This window comes from Rhodanobacter ginsenosidimutans, from assembly GCF_042655685.1.
Lineage (GTDB): Bacteria > Pseudomonadota > Gammaproteobacteria > Xanthomonadales > Rhodanobacteraceae > Rhodanobacter > Rhodanobacter ginsenosidimutans.
The window spans coordinates 76,232-92,166 of record NZ_JBHSMM010000005.1 but is presented as its reverse complement, the minus strand read 5'-3'; the positions used below and the strand labels follow the sequence as shown (position 1 = coordinate 92,166).

The following is a 15,935-nucleotide window of genomic DNA, read 5'->3' as shown; positions in this document are numbered from 1 at the left end:
ATTGAACGATGAAACAGCTGGACTGGAATCAACTGGACGAATCCGCACGACGCGACGCGCTGGCGCGCCCCACGCAGTCACGCACTGACGACCTGAGCGGCGGCGTGGCACGTATCGTGGCCGCCGTGCGCGAGCGCGGTGACGACGCCTTGCGCGAATTCAGCGCTGCGTACGATGGCTGCGCGCTTGACGCGCTGGAAGTGACCGAGGCCGAATTTGCCGCCGCTGAAGCCGCACTCGATCCCGTGCTGAAGGCGGCGATCGACGAAGCGGCAGCGCGCATCGAGCACTACCACCGCGCCACCGCGTCACAGCCGGTTTCGGTCGAAACCGCACCGGGCGTGCGGCTGGAGCGCATTGTGCGACCGATCAATCGAGTGGGCCTGTATGTGCCTGCCGGTACCGCGCCGCTGCCGTCCACCGCCTTGATGCTGGGCGTACCGGCGCGGGTGGCCGGTTGCCGCAGCGTGGTGCTGTGCTCGCCGGCGCGCGCCGATGGCCACTGCGACGCGGCGGTGTTGTACGCCGCACGCGTCACCGGCGTGCATCGGGTGTTCAAGATTGGCGGCGCGCAGGCGATCGCGGCGATGGCCTATGGCACCGACTCGGTGCCGCGCTGCGACAAGCTGTTCGGGCCGGGCAATGCCTGGGTCACCGAAGCCAAGCTGCAGGTGTCGGTGGATGCCAACGGCGCGTCGATCGACATGCCGGCCGGCCCTTCCGAAGTGTTGGTGATTGCCGACGAGCTGGCCAACCCGGTATTCGTCGCGGCCGACCTGTTGTCACAGGCCGAGCACGGCGTCGATTCCCAGGTGATTCTGCTTACCCCGTCGAAGGCCATGATCGAGAAGGCCGCCAGCGAGGTCGAGCGGCAGTGCGCGGAGTTGCCGCGCAGCGAGATTGCCGTGAAGTCGCTGGCGCAGAGCCGCCTGATCCTGGTGGACTCGCTGGCGCAGGCGGTGGAAGTGAGCAACCGCTACGCGCCGGAGCACCTCATCGTGCAGGTGCAGGACCCCCACGCGCTGCTCGACGGCATCGAATCGGCGGGCGCGGTTTTCCTGGGCGAATGGGCACCCGAATCGCTGGGCGATTACTGCAGCGGCAGCAACCACGTGCTGCCCACCTACGGTCATGCACGCAGCTACAGCGGCGTATCGGTGTCGAGCTTCCAGAAGCAGATCACCGTGCAGGATGTCAGTGCGGCCGGGTTGCGCGCGATCGGTCCTTGCGCCGCCACGCTGGCGGCGGCCGAACAGCTGGAAGCCCACCGGCGCGCCGTGACCCTGCGGCTGGCCGCGCTGGACGCGCGCGAAACGACGGAAGCCTCGACATGAGCGTGCTCGACCTGGCGCGCCCGGAGATCCGCGCGATGCAGCCGTATTCGTCGGCACGCATGGAAGCCAGCGGCGGAAAGGTTTTTCTCAACGCCAACGAATCGCCGTGGGCGTCAAACGAGGATGACCTCGGCTGCAATCGTTATCCCGATCCGCAGCCCGCGGCGCTGATCGATGCCTTGGCCGCGCTCTACGGCGTGCAGCGCGAACAGCTGCTGGTAGGCCGCGGCAGCGACGAGGCCATCGACCTGCTGGTGCGTGCGTTCTGCCGTGCGGGCGAGGACGCGATCCTGATCCAGCCGCCCACGTTCGGCATGTATGCGGTGTGCGCACATATCCAGAATGCCGCCGTGATCGAGGTGGCGCTGGCCGCCGATTTCACGCTGGACGTGGACGCGGTGCTGGCGGCGGTGACGCCCGCGGTGAAGCTGGTTTTCATCTGCTCGCCGAACAATCCGACCGGCCAGACGGTGCCGCGCGCCGCCGTGGAACGGCTGGTGCAGGCCCTGGCCGGACGCGCCGTGCTGGTGGTGGACGAGGCCTACGTGGAGTTCGCGGAGGCGGGCAGCGTGGCCGATCTGATCGGCCAGTACGACAACCTCGCCATCCTGCGCACCTTGTCCAAGGCCTGGGCGCTGGCCGGCGCGCGCGTGGGCACCTTGCTGGCACACGCCGACGTGATCGCCTTGCTGCGCCGGATCATGCCGCCGTACCCGTTGCCGCTGCCCTGCGTCGCGGCGGCGCTGGCCGCGTTGTCGGCGCCCTCGGTCGCGGCCGAACACATAGCGGTCATCGACGAACAGCGCGGCGTGATGCGCGCGGCGCTGGCGCGGGTCGCGGGCGTGCGCGAAGTGCTGCCGTCGCAGGCGAATTTCCTGGCCGTGCGCTTCGATGACGCCGGCGCGGTCTACCAGCGCCTGCTGGCCGCCGGCATCGTGGTGCGCGACGTGCGCCGTTATCCCAACCTTGCCGATGCACTGCGCATCACCATCGGCACGCCGGCGGAAAACGCCCGTGTGCTGGCCATACTCCAGGGAGGTGCGGCATGAGCCGCAAGTTGCTTTTCGTCGATCGTGACGGTTGCCTGATCGAGGAGCCCACCGACGAGCAGATCGACAGCTACGAGAAGCTCGCCTTGCTGCCGGGCGTGATCGCCGCGCTGCAGCGTTTCGTCGGCGCGGGCTACGAACTGGTGATGGTGACCAACCAGGATGGCCTGGGCACCGAGAGTTTTCCCGAGGCGCATTTCAGCGGCCCGCATGACTTGCTGTTGCGGATATTCGCGTCGCAGGGTGTGCGTTTCCACGAGGTGCTGATCGATCGCAGCTTTCCGCACGAAGGCCTGGATACGCGCAAGCCGGGTATCGGCCTGATGCGGCATTATCTCGCCGACGACAGCTGGAGCCGCGCGGCGTCGGCGATGGTCGGCGATCGCGAAACCGACCTGCAATTCGCCGCCAATCTGGGCGTACGCGGTTTCCGCGTGGGGCCGCAGGGCGTGAGCTGGCAGGAGCTGGCGCATCAGCTGCTGGATGCGCCGCGCACCGCCACGGTCACCCGCAACACCAAGGAAACCCGCATTACCGTCAGCGTGAACCTGGACAAGGTGGCCGAGCCGAAGGTGCATACCGGCCTGGGCTTCTTCGACCACATGCTGGAGCAGATCGGCAAGCACGGCGGTTTCGCGCTGGAACTGCGCTGCGACGGCGATACCCACATCGACGATCACCACACCATCGAGGATTCCGCGCTGGCGCTGGGGCAGGCCATGAAACAGGCGCTGGGCGACAAGCGCGGCATCGGCCGCTACGGCTTCACGCTGCCGATGGACGAGTCGCTGGTCAGCGCCGCGCTGGATCTTTCCGGGCGGCCGTACTTCGTGTTCGAGGGCAGCTTCCCGCGCGAGCGCGTGGGCGACATGGCCACCGAATTGGTGCCGCATTTCTTCCGCTCGCTGTGCGAAACGATGGGGGCGAACCTGCGCCTCACCGTGCAGGGCGAGAACGCGCATCACATGATCGAAGGCTGCTTCAAGGCGGTGGCGCGCACCCTGCGCCAGGCGATCCGGCGCGAGGGCAACGAGCTCCCCAGCACCAAGGGCACGCTGTAATGAGTGTCGTGTTGGTCGATGCGGGCGGTACCAATATCGGCTCGGTACGCTACGCGCTGCAGCGGCTGGGCGTGGATGCCGCCTTGACGGCGGACGCGGCGGCGATTCGGGCGGCGGACAAGGTGATCCTGCCCGGCGTGGGCGCTGCGGCGCCCGGCATGGCGCGGCTGCGCGAACTGGGGCTGGTGGATTTGCTGCGCTCGCTGACCCAACCCGTGCTCGGTGTGTGTCTTGGCATGCAACTGCTGTGCGAACGTTCGGCCGAGGGCGACACCGAATGCCTGGGCCTGATTCCCGCGCCGGTGTTGCGCTTTGTCGAAGCGCCCGGCCTGCGCGTGCCGCACATGGGCTGGAACCGCCTGGAAACAACGCGGCGACATCCGCTGGTGGACGGCCTTGGCGGCGACGATCAGGCGTATTTCGTGCACAGCTATGCCGTGCCCGTAGGCGATTACACGCTGGCCACGGCCGATTACGGTGGCGCGTTTTCCGCCGTGATCGCGCGCGGCAATTTCCACGGCATGCAATTTCATCCCGAGCGTTCCGCCGCCGTGGGGGCGCGGCTGCTCGGCAATTTCCTCAAGCTATGACGGCGTTCTCATGACGAGTTTTGCGGTGATTCCCGCGATCGATCTGCGTGGCGGCCAGGTGGTGCGGCTGAAGCAGGGCGACTATGCGCAGCAGACCACCTACGCCGCCGATCCGCGCGAGCTGGCCTGGAGTTATGCCGAGGCTGGCGCGGACTGGCTGCACCTGGTCGACCTCGACGGTGCGCGCTCGGGCAATCTCGACAACCTGGCGGTGATCCGCTCGATCGCCGCCAGCGGCATGCGCATCCAGGCCGGTGGTGGTGTACGTGCCGAGGAGGATCTGCACCGCCTGTTCGATGCCGGCGTGCACCGCGTGGTGCTGGGCAGCGTGGCCATTCGCGATCCCGAGCAGGTGGCGCGCTGGCTCGACAATCACGGCGCCGAACGGCTGGTGATTGCACTGGACACGCGCCGCATCGGCGATCGCTGGGCCTTGCCCAGCGCCGGCTGGACCGAAGTGGAAACCCGCACGCTGGACGAACTGGCGCCCTGGTATGCCGAGCGCGGTGCGCGCCATCTGCTGTGCACCGATATCGATCGCGACGGCATGCTGGCCGGGTTCAACCTCGACCTCTACCGGCACCTCGGCGAGAGCGTGCCGCAACTGGCCTTGCAGGCGTCCGGTGGCGTGCGCTCGCTGGACGATATCCGTGCCGCCCGCGACGCCGGCGCGCGTGGCGTGATCCTGGGCCGCGCGCTGCTGGAAGGCCGTTTCACTCTGGCGGAAGCGCTGGCATGTTGAGCCGTCGGCTGATTCCCTGCCTGGACGTGCGCGACGGCAAGGTGGTCAAGGGCGTGCGGTTTCGCGACCACGTGGTGATGGGCGAAATCGTGGAGCTTGCGCTGCGCTACCGCGACGAAGGTGCCGACGAACTGGTGTTCTACGACATCACCGCCAGCCCCGAAGGGCGCAGCGTGGATCGCGGCTGGGTCGAGAAGGTGGCGCGGGCGATCGACATCCCGTTCTGCGTGGCCGGTGGCATCCGCTCGGTCGACGACGCGCGCGCCGTGCTGCACGCGGGCGCCGACAAGATCTCGGTGAACTCGCCCGCGCTGGAACGGCCTGCGCTGATCGATGAACTGGCCGCCGCGTTCGGCGTGCAATGCGTGGTGGTCGGCATCGATTCGCTACGCGACGCCGACGGCGAATGGCGCGTGCGCCAGTACACCGGCGACCCCAGCAAGACCCAGGCGCTGGCGCGCCGCACGCTGGACTGGATGGCCGAGGCGCAGCAACGCGGTGCCGGCGAGATCGTGCTCAACTGCATGGGTAGCGACGGCGTGCGCCGCGGTTACGACCTGGAGCAACTGCAGGCCGCGCGTGCGATCTGCAACGTGCCGTTGATCGCCTCCGGCGGCGCCGGTGAACCCGAACATTTCCGCGACGCTTTCGTCGAAGCCGACGTGGATGGCGCGCTGGCCGCCAGCGTGTTCCACTCCGGTGCGATCGCGATCCCCGCACTCAAACACTATCTGCACGAGCAGGGCGTCCCGGTACGCCTGTCGCACGAGGAATCACAGCGATGAGCGATACCACCGATACCAGCCGCCTCGATTGGTCCAAGGGCGAGGGCCTGTTGCCCGCCATCGTGCAGCACTGGTTGAGCGGCGAAGTGCTGATGCTCGGCTACATGAATGCCGACGCGCTGGCCGAAACGCAACGCAGCGGCCACGTCACCTTCTACAGCCGCAGCAAGCAGCGCCTGTGGACCAAGGGCGAAGTCTCCGGCCACGTGCTCGACCTGAAATCGATCCGCATCGACTGCGATGCCGACACCTTGTTGATCCAGGCCGACCCGCACGGTCCCACCTGCCACGAAGGCACCTCAAGCTGCTTCGGCGCCGGCGCCGATGTACGACCGCCGCTGGGTTTTCTGGCCGAACTCGACGCCCTGGTCGCGCAACGCCACGCCGACCGCCCCGAAGGCAGCTACACCACGAAACTGTTCGACGGCGGCATCCGCCGCATCGCGCAGAAAGTGGGCGAGGAAGGCGTCGAGACCGCGCTGGCGGCCGTGGCGCAGGGCGACGAGGAGCTGCTGGGCGAGGCCGCGGATCTGGTGTTCCATCTCACCGTGGCGTTGCGCGCCCGGGGCTTGTCGTTGGCGGATGTGGCCAAGGTGCTGGTGGGGCGGCATCGAAAGCCTTGACCGCGAGAGGTTGACGCCGCTCAGCCGCCGCAACCACCACAACATATCGTGGGCAGCTGAACCACCTGGTCCGGTGCGATCGTCCAGCCCGTTCGCTGCATGACATCGATCAGATCCCCGATGGTCACGAACGACGAGATGCGCAGGGTCGAACCGCTGGGGTCGAGGTCCACAAGCGCATTCGAGTCGACATCGAACATGGCGTCTTCGACGGCTTCGAGTTGCGGGCGTGTGTCGGTAATGGCGATGTGGAATTCCATCGTTGTGTCTCGCTCATGAAATCCTTGGTTGGTTGGGCCGATCTTCATCGCGCCGGGAGGCCAGCGTCTTGATCCTGATCATGTTTAGCCGCGGGTGCGACGATTCGGCGCGGGAAGCTTGTCTCGTGCTTGATCCGCGTCAATGATGGGGCGGGTCGGTACGTCGACCATTCGCGCAACGCTCATGGTTACGTCGCACCCAGGCTCCGATGCGGCGCTGCAGGCCATTTGCAATACTACGTAGCGCGCAGCGGAAAGCTTTCGGCCCTGCGATCAACTCAAGAAAAGAAGATCCATGAACCCGATAGATTTTCATTCCCTGCTCGATCCCGGCACATCCGCAGAGGCGCCCGCGCCGGCGGCACTGAGTGGCCGTGAACTCCAGGAGTTGCTGAGTCCGTTCGATGCCGGGGAGTTCGTGGATTCCTTTTTCTCGCGCACGTCGGTGAGCGTGAAAGGGCATCCCGGAAAATTCGACCATATTTTCGGTTGGGCGAGATTGAGGCAGGCGCTTGCGCGCGGGAAGGCGCTGGCCGGTACCAGCTACAACATAAAAGCGGCCTTCACGCGTGGCGAAGAGGCCGGGAGTTCACGGGGCATGATCGACGCGGACCATAACCAGGTCGCCGATTTGCTCAACGCAGGCGCGACGATCTGCATCACCGATATCCACCTGGCCGATCCCGTGCTTTGCCAATGGGCGCAAGCCGTCCGCGCGCAGCTCAATTTCAATGGTCTCGTGGGCGCCAATTGCTACGTCTCGCCAGACGGTTCGGGCCTGCCCACGCATTACGACAAGCGGGTTGCCACCAGCATCCAGATCGCCGGCAGCAAGCGGTGGCGATTCTCCATGAAGTCGGCCAAGCCGTGGCCGCTGGAGAATGCCGTGTATCAACCCGGCATCAATGCGGATGTCGGCACGCTGCCCGAGCATATGGAGTTTGGCGAGGTGGAGCTCAACGCCGGCGACTTGCTCTGCCTCCCCGCCGGGGCCTGGCATTCCGCGCGTGGCGTGGGCTATTCGCTGGCGCTGAATGTCTATTTTTCGCCCCGTAATTTGCTTTTTGACCTCGGACCGCTACTTCAGCGCCTCTCGGTGTCGAGCGAGAAATGGCGAGGCGGGCCGCCTGCCACACTGGAGAAAGCCCGGGGAAGCATGCCGGACGCGGTATCTGCGTATATCAGCGAATGCCTGGACGAAATCAGCAAGGCGGCCGCCGAGCCCTGGCTGAAATCGCTGAAGCAGGAGCCGTTCACGGGATGGAAAGCGGCACCGCTGTTGCCGGTGCCGAAGATAGCGCCGGAGCAGCGATTCGGCGTGGCCGCGTCACTGCGTTTTGTCCAGGTGCAGGACGACATCGTCGTGCCGTGCGAGACCGGCGTGCTCAAGTTTCCCGTCGCCATGGGGCCGATATTCCAGCAGCTGTCGTCCCAGGTGGGGAGCTTCACCATTCCCGACGTGCTGACATGGCAGCGGGATCCGGGTGGTCCGGGGCGTGACGAGATGTTGTTCGCGCTGAAAATGTTGTACGAGCACGGCATCCTCAGGATGGAATAACCGCGCCATCAGGGCGCGCGACAAGCTACACCACTGGCCGACGGATAGGTCTCGCCGTTGCGCAGCGGCGACAGCCACGCGTCGTGCATGCCCTTCGTCCACCATTGCCAATGATCGCCCACGTAACGCGCGCCGTCGGCCGAGATGGCGATATGCAGGCGGTGGGTGTTTCCGTCGAGCGACAGCACGGCGGTGGTGCTGTCGGGGTAGCTGGCTTGCACTTCGCGGCCGTCTTCGCAGGTATAGGAAAGCACCGGCGCTGCCACGGCGCGGAATGGCGTGAGCGTATAGGTGGACGGCTTGCCACCGGCGCCGCACAGATGGCCGGTGAAGGCGGTTGAAACCTTTTCCCCGCCGATGGCCAGATCGATGAAGGCAGGGGATTCGCAATGCCCATCCTCGTAGACATTGCCGGAGACCCAGCGCATTTCGCTTTCCACCGCTGCGCCGGGTGCCAGCTGGATCGTCGACGGTACGGGGGCGTCGGGCGCTTGGGCGATGATGTTCAGGGGCCGCTTGTCGGCGCCGGTCAGCACGGGCTGCGGTTGCGCGGGGACGGTGCACGCGGCGGTTCCGGTGTTGCGCACGACCAGCATGGCGCCGGAGTGGGACATGCCGTTGAACTGGCCGTCGCCACTGTCGAGGCTGAAGCCCAGTTGCGATGCACGGCAGGTCCCGGTAGCGGCCGGGGCCGGGCTGGCAACCGGCGCGTGCGAGGTGCACGCCGCGATCGTGCACAGTGACAGCAAAACCGGCACGGCGCGAAATACTGTCGTTGATGCCGCAAGCTGCGTTTTCATGGGCGCACTCCGGTGAAATCAGCGGCCGAAACTAGCACGCGTGGTCGTGGCGGCAGGTGAAGCGCGCGACGGTTCGGGAGGCGCGTCGTCGATCAGTGCGCGATGTTTGCCGGATCCATCGATACGGTTGCCGGCGCGAATGGAACCTTCGCTCCGGGCTCGACGCCCTTGCGCCACAGATCCAGTTGCGCGGTGATGCCCTTGCCGACATCGAGCTGCGGCTCCGATGGCGTGAGCTTGTCCCGGCTTTCCCAGCCGGCGATGGTTTTGCTGGCGCGCTGGAAGGCGTCGGTGAACGTGTTGGTGTGGTTCAGCGCATCGACCAGCCAGGCCTTGCCAAAATAGGTGATGTCCGAATCACTGCCGCAGCCGAACGAGCTGCGGTCGCTGCGCGCGGCAGTGATGACCAGCGTGCCGTCGCCACGCAACGGCGGCACGAAGCCGCCCGAGTAACAGGCGTTCACCACCACGATTTTCCAGCGGAAGGCATGCTCGCGCAGGATGCCGGCGAGATCATTCGCACCGATCTGGTCGAGCGGTACCGGATCCATGTCGACCAGCAGGTAGTGGTCCTCGCTGCCGTGGCTGGTGACGTAAAGCATCAGGATGTCCTCCGGGTGCATCACGCGGGCGAGCCCGTCGAGCACTGCTTCGAGGTTGCTCCAGCTGGCCAGCGGACGCGTGTCGAGGGAGGCGGGATTGTTCTCCAGCACCAGCGTGTGGGTGGCGGCGCCGAAGCGGGCGGGAAACAGTCTGGCGGCGTATTCGACCTCGTTGCGAAAAACATCCTCACTGGCATCGCCGGCAAAGGCCACCAGATAGAGGTTCGGCCTGCCGTTGATGCGCGGCGTCAATTGCGCCAGCGCGTTGCGTACCAATCGGGGTTGCGCATAGATGAGCTGTTCGGGTGACGGGCTGCCCGCGGGCCAGCGATCATCGGCGACCGCGTCCATCGCCATCGGTGCTGCGGCAACGGAAGCCGTCGATGCCGCACCAGGAACATGCGCGGCCGCCGCTGTGGGCGCGGCGGGCTGCCACCATGTGGTCAGCCAGACACCGGCGACGAAAGCGAGCAGGGCGATCAACAGCGGGCGCATGGTCGGCCTTCCGCGGGCAGTCAGAGCGCGATCGCGTCGAAATCGGCAAAGACCGGGTGGCGGGGCCGGGCGGGCGCCTCCAGTGGTGGACGCAGCAGCCAGCCGGTCTGGAAACCCGCCTCCCGGGCGGCGTCGAGTTCCTCGACGATGTCGGAAAGAAACAGCGTGTGTTGCGGCTGTTCGTCGATCGCCGCCGCGATGCGACGGTAGGATTCCGCTTCGCGCTTGGGTCCGGTTTCGGTGTCGAAGTAGCCGGCGAAAAGCGGCGTGAGATCGCCCGCTTCGCTATGCCCGAAAAACAGCTGTTGTGCCGGTACCGAGCCGGACGAATAGACGTACAGACGCAGGCCGTCGGCGCGCCATTGGCGCAGGCGGGCGGCCACTTCGGGATACATGTGGGCCACGTAGTCGCCGGCTTCGTAACCGGCCTTCCAGATCATGCCCTGCAACGCCTTCAGTGCGGTGGACTTGCGATCCTCGTCGATCCAGCGCAGCAGCAGTTCGATCACTTCCTGGCGACTGGCTTCGATGAAACCCGCCTCCTTCGCCGCTTCATGCAGCCAATGCTGCACCTCGGGCTGATCGGCATGGGTTTCGACAAAGGCCGGCAAGCGCTTGCGGGCGTATGGAAACAGCACGTCGCGCACGAAGGTGATGGCGCTGGTGGTGCCTTCGATATCGGTGACGACGGCGCGGATTTCGATCATGGGAGGCGGGATTCGGGATTCGGGATTCGGGATTCGGGATTCGGGATTCGCAAGAGCCTCGCCTGCGACGGGTATCTACGAGGTGTGGACGAGGGGCGCCATGCGGGGGAATCGGCTGGCCAGGTCGGTGCCGGTGAATTGGGCCACCCAGCCTTCCTTGTTGGTGAACAGGCGGATCGCCACGAAGTACGGCGATTCGCTCATGTCGAACCAGTGCGGGGTGCCGTCGGGTACGCCGATGAGGTCGCCTTTCTCGCACAGCACGTCGTAGACCTTGTCGTTGATGTGCAGGGTGAATTGCCCCGCACCAGCCACGAAAAAGCGCACCTCGTCCTCGCTGTGGGTGTGCTCGCTGAGGAATTTCTGGCGCAGCGTGGCGCGGTCGGGATGGTCGGGCGTGAGGCTGATCACGTCCACGCTCTGGTAACCCTTTTCCGCCATCAACCGGTCGATGTCGCCACGGTAGGCGGCGATCACTTCATCCTGGCTGGCGCCGGGCTCGATCGGCTGGCTTGCCTCCCAGCGCTCGAAACGCACGCCGACCTTGCCCAGCTCGCGGGCGATGGCGGCATGGTCGCGGTGCTCGGCCAGCGCCGCTTGCGGTTGTGCCTCGTCGAAAATGCGCAGCTGACTCATGATGACAATCTCCTCAGATCCATTTCGCATTCGAGCAGGAATTCGAGTGCTTCGAGATGGCGGCGGGCCTCGGCCATGTCGCGGCCCCAGGTGTAGATGCCGTGGCCGTCGATAAGGTACGCGTGCAAAGGTTTGCCGGCATCCAGCCAGGCATCCACCTGGGCCACCAGATCAGGCATGTGCTGGGTGTTGGGAAACACCGGAATTTCCAGCACGCTGTCGTGGCTGGTGTAGCCGCTGATGGCCTTCTGCAATTCCCAGCCCTGAAGCTGGATGGCGCCGCGCGCGGCGTAGAGTCGCGATACCACGCTCTGGGTGCGCGAATGGGTATGCAGCACGGCGGTCATTTCCGGCCAGCGCCGGTAGACCTGCGTGTGCAGCGCGGTCTCGGCGCTGGGCCTGGCCGTGGTGCCCACCGCGTGGCCGTGCAGATCGATCAGCATGATGTCGTCGCGGCCGAGGTGGCCCTTGTCGCGGCCGGAGATGGTGATGGCCGCGTGTTCGTCGTCCACCCGCATCGAGAAATTGCTGCTGGTGGCCGGGGTCCAGCCAAGCGCCGCCAGTTGCCGCGCGGCATCGGCGATGGCGTCGGCGCGGCTGTCGAACAGGCTCTGGGACATCGTGGCGGGCAGCTGCTGGGTCATACGGTTTGGCCGTCCAAATCAATCAGCATCATACCACGGGCCCCTTCGCGCCAAGGGCGTAATGCGAGCCATTCGCGCAAGTCAGGAAGCGTTGAGGTAAATGGCGTGACACTTCCGCGATCCGGTGCAGGGTGCGCCGGTCACCTCGACGGAGACTCTGCCATGTCGAAAGAAAACGATATCGAATCGCGCCGCCACTTCCTGAAAATCGCGGCGGGCACCACCGCGGCTGCCGTGGTCATGGGCGGCTTGCCGCGCCTTGCACGCGCCGCCGATCTGCCGGCGGTGAGCCCCACTGATCCGACCGCCAAGGCGCTGGATTACGTGGAGGACGCGACCAAGTCGACCAATCCGAAGTACAAGGCCGGCGACGTGTGCCACAACTGCCAGTTCTATACGGCCACCAACACCACCGGCCGTGGCCCTTGCCAGTTGTTCCCCGGCAAGTCGGTCAATGCGAAGGGCTGGTGCGTGTCGCATACGCCGAAGAAAGCCTGATCACAGAGCTTCGTACAACGAAAGAGGCCGGCTCGAAGGAGCCGGCCTCTTTCGCATGCGCGCTTGTGGGCGGCGCAATCACGAACAGGGAATGGGGGCGGAGCCAGAGAAAGTGCTGCCCGACACGCCAGGTTGAGGAGCTGACCCTGCCTGACGTGCCGGGCGGCGATCCGGGGCCCACTGCCAAGTGATCAACCCGCGGATCGCCATGATACCCCCGCGTGAGCCCGTTGGGGCAATCTCGGGCGGGATTTTCCGGAAAAATATTTCGTTAAATTCATCTAAAACAGTCACTTGCATCGTAGTCCTGATGCAGTGCCCGATATTGGACGATGGTCGGCGCCAATCATGCGACAGGCGCCACAATTGGACGAAATTTACGTCTTTTAGACGCCGTTCCGCGCCATTTCCTGCTGATGAAGATGGCTGTGCCGGCGTCCATAGCCGAAATAGATCACCAGCCCGATCACCGTCCACAACACCATCAGCCCCCAGTTGTACCAAGCCATGGTGGCGAGCAGGGCGGCGCAGCTGAGAATGCCCAGGGAGCAGATCAGCGGCGCCCACGGCACCCGGAACGTACGCGGCAATTCCGGCCGCGTGTGGCGCAGGATCCATACCCCCGCGCAAACCGCCATGAAGGCGATCAGGGTGCCCATCGAAACCAGGTCACCCAACACGTCCAGCGGGAAGATGGCGGCCAGCAACGCGATGCCGGCGCCGGTGATCAGCGTATTCAGATGCGGTGTGCGATAGCGCGGATGGATGCGCGTGAACACCTTCGGCAGCATGCCGTCGCGGCCCATGATCATGAAGATGCGCGGTTGGGCGATGATCATCACCAACACCACCGAGGCCAGTCCCAGCATCGCGCCCACTTCCACCAGCCAGCGCAGCCAGCCGAGCGCGGGATGCCCCTGCAGTGCGGTCACTACCGGCTCGTTGGTGCCCAGCAGCGTGTAGGAACTGAGTCCGGTCATCACCGCGGCCATGGCGATATACAGCACCGTGCAGATGGCCAGCGAAGCGAGGATGCCGATCGGCAGGTCGCGTTGCGGGTTGCGCGATTCCTGCGCCGCCACCGACGTGGCCTCGAAGCCGATGTAGGCGAAAAACACCATCGCCGCGCCACGCAGGACGCCGCCCCAGCCGTACTTGTAGTGACCTTGCGATTCGGGGATGAAAGGGTGCCAGTTGGAGGGGTCGACGTAGCGCCAGCCCACCACGATCACCAGCGCGATCAGGCCCACCTTCAACACCACCATGGCCGCGTTGGCGAGGCTCGATTCGCGGATGCCGACGTAGCAGAGCCAGGTCAGCAACAGCACCAGCACCACCGCAGGCAGGTTGAACAGCGCACCCGTGGCGATCAGTTGATGGTCGGCGGTGAATGCCAGCGGCGCGTTGGTCAGCGCCGCCGGCAGGCTCAAGTCCATGCTGAAGGTGTGGCCGATATGGTCGAGCAGACTCAGGAAATAACCCGTCCAGCTCACGGCTACCGCCGAGGCGGATACGCCGTATTCCAGCACCAGGTTCCAGCCGATGAACCACGCCACCAACTCGCCCAGGGTGGCGTACGCGTAGGAGTAGGCGCTGCCGGATACCGGGATCAGGGTGGCGAATTCGGCGTAGCACAGCGCGGTGAACGTGCTGCAGATGGCTGCCAGCAGGAACGACAGGATCACCGCCGGCCCCGCGTGATCGGCGGCTGCCTGGCCCGTGATCACGAAGATGCCGCCACCGATCACCGCGCCGATGCCCAGCGCCGTCAATCCGATCGGCCCCAGCGTGCGGCGCAGGGTGGGGCCGTTGGCATCGTCGGCATCGCTGAAATCGGTCTTGCGGGCGAGCAACTGTTTGAGCATGGCCACTTGTCGTCGGGAGCGGATGGTTGTTGCGCCGCGTGCGCGACACGTTGTGTGTGAGCGGCCGGCGCCGTGCCGGCCGCTGCGTCTCAGCGCGCGCCCTGGCGCAGCTTGCTGTGGCGGTAGCCGTAGAAGCCGTAGATCAGGAAGCCGATCACGATCCAGCTCACCAGCAGCGGCCAGCGCACCTCGAAAGCCTGCCAGAACAGGAACAGGCAGGCGGCCGCGCCCAGCGGGCAGACCAGCCACGGCACCGGCACGCGGAACGCGCGCGGCAGTTCCGGCCGCGTGCGGCGCAGCACCAGTACGCCGATGCAGACGGTGGCGAAGGCCAGCAAGGTACCCATCGACACCAGGTCGCCCAGCACGTCGACCGGGAACAGGCCGGCCAGGATGCTGGCGATCACGCCGACCATGATGGTGCCCACGTAGGGCGTGCGGTGCTTCGTGTGCAGGCGGCCCAGTGCCTGCGGCAGCAAACCGTCGCGCGACATCGAATAGAAAATGCGCGGCTGGCCCATCAGCATCACCAGGATCACCGAGCTCAGGCCGGCCAGCGCCGCGAACACCACCAGGATCTTCAACGCGCCAAGGATGTAACTGGAGGGACTGCCGGCGGCCACGGTGCCGAGTACATAGTTGATCGCGGTGGCAACCGGCTCGGGCGTGTTGAGCATGCGGAACGGCGTGGTGCCGGTCATCACCGCGGCCATCGCCACGTACAGCACGGTGCACAGCAGCAGCGAGCCGAGGATGCCGATCGGCATGTCGCGCTGCGGGTTCTTCGCCTCGCCGGCGGCCGTGGAGACCGCGTCGAAACCGATATAGGCAAAGAACACCAGCGTGGCGCCGCGGTAGATGCCGCTCCAGCCGAACTTGGAGCCGCCCTCGTTGGCGGGGATGAACGGGTGCCACAGATCGGGGTTGATGTAGTTGAACATCACGATCAGGAACAGCAGGATCACCGACACCTTGATCGCCACGATGATCGCGTTGACCGTCGCCGACTGGGTGATGCCCATGTAGCACAGCCAGCTGATCGCGCCGACGATGATGATGGCCGGCAGATTGATCAGTGCGCCGGTGGTGACCAGCGTGTGGCCGCCTTCGGCAAACGTGAGCGGGGCCGAGGACAGCGCTGCGGGCAAGGTGAAATTCAGGCCGGTCATCGAGCTGAGCATGCGCAGCAGTTCGCCGAAGTAGCCCGACCAGGCCACCGCCACGGTGGATGCGGCGAACAGGTATTCCAGCACCAGTGCCCAGCCGACAAACCAGGCCACCACTTCGCCCAGAGTGGCGTAGGAATAGGAATAGGCGCTGCCGGAAACCGGCAGCATCGCGGCGAACTCCGCGTAGCACATGCCGGCCAGGCCGCAGGCCACGGCGGCGATCAGGAAGCTGAGGATCAGCGCGGGGCCGGCGAACTGTGCCGCCGCCGTGCCGGTGATGGCGAAGATGCCCGCGCCGATGACCGCACCCACCCCGAGCATCACCAGGTGCCGCGCCGTCAAGACGCGTTTGAGGGTGACCTCGCCTTCGGCGCTACCCTCCACCGGCTCGCCCGCATCCACATGGGGCATGGCCTTGATGGGATGGGTGGCAAAAAGATTTTTGATCATCAAGCGCCCCTTGGCATGAATGCGTCCGCTAGTGCGCTGCAGCAGTGCGCGACGCGTGGTGCGGAGA

17 protein-coding genes are annotated in these 15,935 nt (G+C 65.8%); 9 read left to right on the top strand and 8 right to left on the bottom strand.

All coding sequences use genetic code 11. The features are described 5' to 3' along the window. Positions 1 to 8: 8 nt before the first annotated feature. From hisD to hisIE, 7 genes are read left to right on the top strand one after another with little or no spacing between them, the layout of a single operon-like run. Positions 9 to 1,334: a histidinol dehydrogenase gene (gene hisD, locus ACFPK0_RS14940; RefSeq protein ID WP_377341872.1), complete on the top strand. Its 1,326-nt coding sequence runs from the start codon at positions 9 to 11 to the stop codon at positions 1,332 to 1,334. Then, positions 1,331 to 2,383, top strand: a complete 1,053-nt coding sequence (gene hisC / locus ACFPK0_RS14935; protein ID WP_377341870.1) for a histidinol-phosphate transaminase — start codon at positions 1,331 to 1,333, stop codon at positions 2,381 to 2,383. Before hisD ends, hisC begins: the two co-directional genes overlap by 4 nt. Continuing rightward, complete coding sequence (gene hisB / locus ACFPK0_RS14930) at positions 2,380 to 3,444, top strand: bifunctional histidinol-phosphatase/imidazoleglycerol-phosphate dehydratase HisB (protein ID WP_377341868.1); 1,065 nt, start codon at positions 2,380 to 2,382, stop codon at positions 3,442 to 3,444. Before hisC ends, hisB begins: the two co-directional genes overlap by 4 nt. Next, positions 3,444 to 4,034, top strand: a complete 591-nt coding sequence (gene hisH / locus ACFPK0_RS14925) for an imidazole glycerol phosphate synthase subunit HisH (RefSeq protein ID WP_377341866.1) — start codon at positions 3,444 to 3,446, stop codon at positions 4,032 to 4,034. Before hisB ends, hisH begins: the two co-directional genes overlap by 1 nt. 10 nt (positions 4,035 to 4,044) lie before the next feature. Further along, on the top strand, positions 4,045 to 4,776 hold the full coding sequence (gene hisA / locus ACFPK0_RS14920; RefSeq protein ID WP_007082788.1) for a 1-(5-phosphoribosyl)-5-[(5-phosphoribosylamino)methylideneamino]imidazole-4-carboxamide isomerase: 732 nt from the start codon (positions 4,045 to 4,047) through the stop codon (positions 4,774 to 4,776). After that, positions 4,770 to 5,561 (top strand): imidazole glycerol phosphate synthase subunit HisF, encoded by a 792-nt coding sequence (hisF, locus tag ACFPK0_RS14915; RefSeq protein ID WP_377341863.1) that lies wholly within the window; start codon positions 4,770 to 4,772, stop codon positions 5,559 to 5,561. The genes hisA and hisF overlap by 7 nt, the downstream gene beginning before the upstream one ends. Further along, a complete protein-coding gene (gene hisIE / locus ACFPK0_RS14910; protein WP_377341861.1) occupies positions 5,558 to 6,184 on the top strand; it encodes a bifunctional phosphoribosyl-AMP cyclohydrolase/phosphoribosyl-ATP diphosphatase HisIE in 627 nt (208 codons plus the stop codon). Before hisF ends, hisIE begins: the two co-directional genes overlap by 4 nt. Before the next feature lie 20 nt (positions 6,185 to 6,204). Here hisIE and ACFPK0_RS14905 read toward each other — a convergent pair whose 3' ends face one another. After that, positions 6,205 to 6,444, bottom strand: coding sequence for a hypothetical protein (locus ACFPK0_RS14905; protein WP_007082785.1), 240 nt, complete (start codon positions 6,442 to 6,444; stop codon positions 6,205 to 6,207). A 295-nt stretch (positions 6,445 to 6,739) separates the two neighbouring features. On the opposite strand from ACFPK0_RS14905, the gene ACFPK0_RS14900 reads away from it, so the two are divergent. Beyond that, positions 6,740 to 8,002, top strand: coding sequence for a JmjC domain-containing protein (locus ACFPK0_RS14900; protein ID WP_377341859.1), 1,263 nt, complete (start codon positions 6,740 to 6,742; stop codon positions 8,000 to 8,002). An 8-nt stretch (positions 8,003 to 8,010) separates the two neighbouring features. On the opposite strand, the gene ACFPK0_RS14895 is transcribed toward ACFPK0_RS14900, so the two are convergent. The 5 genes from ACFPK0_RS14895 to ACFPK0_RS14875 form a co-directional block, all read right to left on the bottom strand. Continuing rightward, positions 8,011 to 8,802 carry an MliC family protein gene (locus ACFPK0_RS14895; RefSeq protein ID WP_377341857.1) on the bottom strand — a complete coding sequence of 264 codons (792 nt, stop codon included), beginning with the start codon at positions 8,800 to 8,802 and terminating at the stop codon, positions 8,011 to 8,013. 92 nt (positions 8,803 to 8,894) lie between these two features. After that, positions 8,895 to 9,899, bottom strand: coding sequence for a C13 family peptidase (locus tag ACFPK0_RS14890; RefSeq protein WP_377341855.1), 1,005 nt, complete (start codon positions 9,897 to 9,899; stop codon positions 8,895 to 8,897). A gap of 20 nt (positions 9,900 to 9,919) precedes the next feature. Continuing rightward, the gene (gene mtnC, locus ACFPK0_RS14885; protein WP_377341853.1) at positions 9,920 to 10,606 is read right to left on the bottom strand and encodes an acireductone synthase; all 687 of its coding nucleotides are present in this window, start codon (positions 10,604 to 10,606) and stop codon (positions 9,920 to 9,922) included. Positions 10,607 to 10,681: 75 nt separating this feature from the next. Beyond that, positions 10,682 to 11,242, bottom strand: coding sequence for a 1,2-dihydroxy-3-keto-5-methylthiopentene dioxygenase (locus ACFPK0_RS14880; protein ID WP_377341851.1), 561 nt, complete (start codon positions 11,240 to 11,242; stop codon positions 10,682 to 10,684). Then, positions 11,239 to 11,886, bottom strand: coding sequence for a methylthioribulose 1-phosphate dehydratase (locus ACFPK0_RS14875; RefSeq protein ID WP_377341849.1), 648 nt, complete (start codon positions 11,884 to 11,886; stop codon positions 11,239 to 11,241). Before ACFPK0_RS14875 ends, ACFPK0_RS14880 begins: the two co-directional genes overlap by 4 nt. A gap of 162 nt (positions 11,887 to 12,048) precedes the next feature. Here ACFPK0_RS14875 and ACFPK0_RS14870 point away from each other — a divergent pair, with 162 nt between their 5' ends. Further along, the gene (locus ACFPK0_RS14870) at positions 12,049 to 12,384 is read left to right on the top strand and encodes a high-potential iron-sulfur protein (protein WP_007082778.1); all 336 of its coding nucleotides are present in this window, start codon (positions 12,049 to 12,051) and stop codon (positions 12,382 to 12,384) included. Positions 12,385 to 12,770: 386 nt separating this feature from the next. Here the strand turns inward: ACFPK0_RS14870 and ACFPK0_RS14865 are convergent, their stop codons facing one another. Together ACFPK0_RS14865 and ACFPK0_RS14860 are read right to left on the bottom strand one after the other, a co-directional pair. Next, a complete protein-coding gene (locus tag ACFPK0_RS14865) occupies positions 12,771 to 14,249 on the bottom strand; it encodes an amino acid permease (RefSeq protein WP_377341846.1) in 1,479 nt (492 codons plus the stop codon). Between the two features lie 89 nt (positions 14,250 to 14,338). Continuing rightward, entirely contained in the window at positions 14,339 to 15,868 is a 1,530-nt protein-coding gene (locus ACFPK0_RS14860; RefSeq protein ID WP_007082776.1) for an amino acid permease, read from the bottom strand. Positions 15,869 to 15,935: the final 67 nt, after the last annotated feature.

Excerpts from the sequence above, each read along its gene's own strand:
- hisD (WP_377341872.1), top strand. The coding sequence starts at position 9 with ATGAAACAGCTGGACTGGAATCAACTGGACGAATCCGCACGACGCGAC.
- hisC (WP_377341870.1), top strand. The coding sequence starts at position 1,331 with ATGAGCGTGCTCGACCTGGCGCGCCCGGAGATCCGCGCGATGCAGCCG.
- hisB (WP_377341868.1), top strand. The coding sequence starts at position 2,380 with ATGAGCCGCAAGTTGCTTTTCGTCGATCGTGACGGTTGCCTGATCGAG.
- hisH (WP_377341866.1), top strand. The coding sequence starts at position 3,444 with ATGAGTGTCGTGTTGGTCGATGCGGGCGGTACCAATATCGGCTCGGTA.
- hisA (WP_007082788.1), top strand. The coding sequence starts at position 4,045 with ATGACGAGTTTTGCGGTGATTCCCGCGATCGATCTGCGTGGCGGCCAG.
- hisF (WP_377341863.1), top strand. The coding sequence starts at position 4,770 with ATGTTGAGCCGTCGGCTGATTCCCTGCCTGGACGTGCGCGACGGCAAG.
- hisIE (WP_377341861.1), top strand. The coding sequence starts at position 5,558 with ATGAGCGATACCACCGATACCAGCCGCCTCGATTGGTCCAAGGGCGAG.
- ACFPK0_RS14905 (WP_007082785.1), bottom strand. The coding sequence starts at position 6,444 with ATGGAATTCCACATCGCCATTACCGACACACGCCCGCAACTCGAAGCC.
- ACFPK0_RS14900 (WP_377341859.1), top strand. The coding sequence starts at position 6,740 with ATGAACCCGATAGATTTTCATTCCCTGCTCGATCCCGGCACATCCGCA.
- ACFPK0_RS14895 (WP_377341857.1), bottom strand. The coding sequence starts at position 8,802 with ATGAAAACGCAGCTTGCGGCATCAACGACAGTATTTCGCGCCGTGCCG.
- ACFPK0_RS14890 (WP_377341855.1), bottom strand. The coding sequence starts at position 9,899 with ATGCGCCCGCTGTTGATCGCCCTGCTCGCTTTCGTCGCCGGTGTCTGG.
- mtnC (WP_377341853.1), bottom strand. The coding sequence starts at position 10,606 with ATGATCGAAATCCGCGCCGTCGTCACCGATATCGAAGGCACCACCAGC.
- ACFPK0_RS14880 (WP_377341851.1), bottom strand. The coding sequence starts at position 11,242 with ATGAGTCAGCTGCGCATTTTCGACGAGGCACAACCGCAAGCGGCGCTG.
- ACFPK0_RS14875 (WP_377341849.1), bottom strand. The coding sequence starts at position 11,886 with ATGACCCAGCAGCTGCCCGCCACGATGTCCCAGAGCCTGTTCGACAGC.
- ACFPK0_RS14870 (WP_007082778.1), top strand. The coding sequence starts at position 12,049 with ATGTCGAAAGAAAACGATATCGAATCGCGCCGCCACTTCCTGAAAATC.
- ACFPK0_RS14865 (WP_377341846.1), bottom strand. The coding sequence starts at position 14,249 with ATGCTCAAACAGTTGCTCGCCCGCAAGACCGATTTCAGCGATGCCGAC.
- ACFPK0_RS14860 (WP_007082776.1), bottom strand. The coding sequence starts at position 15,868 with ATGATCAAAAATCTTTTTGCCACCCATCCCATCAAGGCCATGCCCCAT.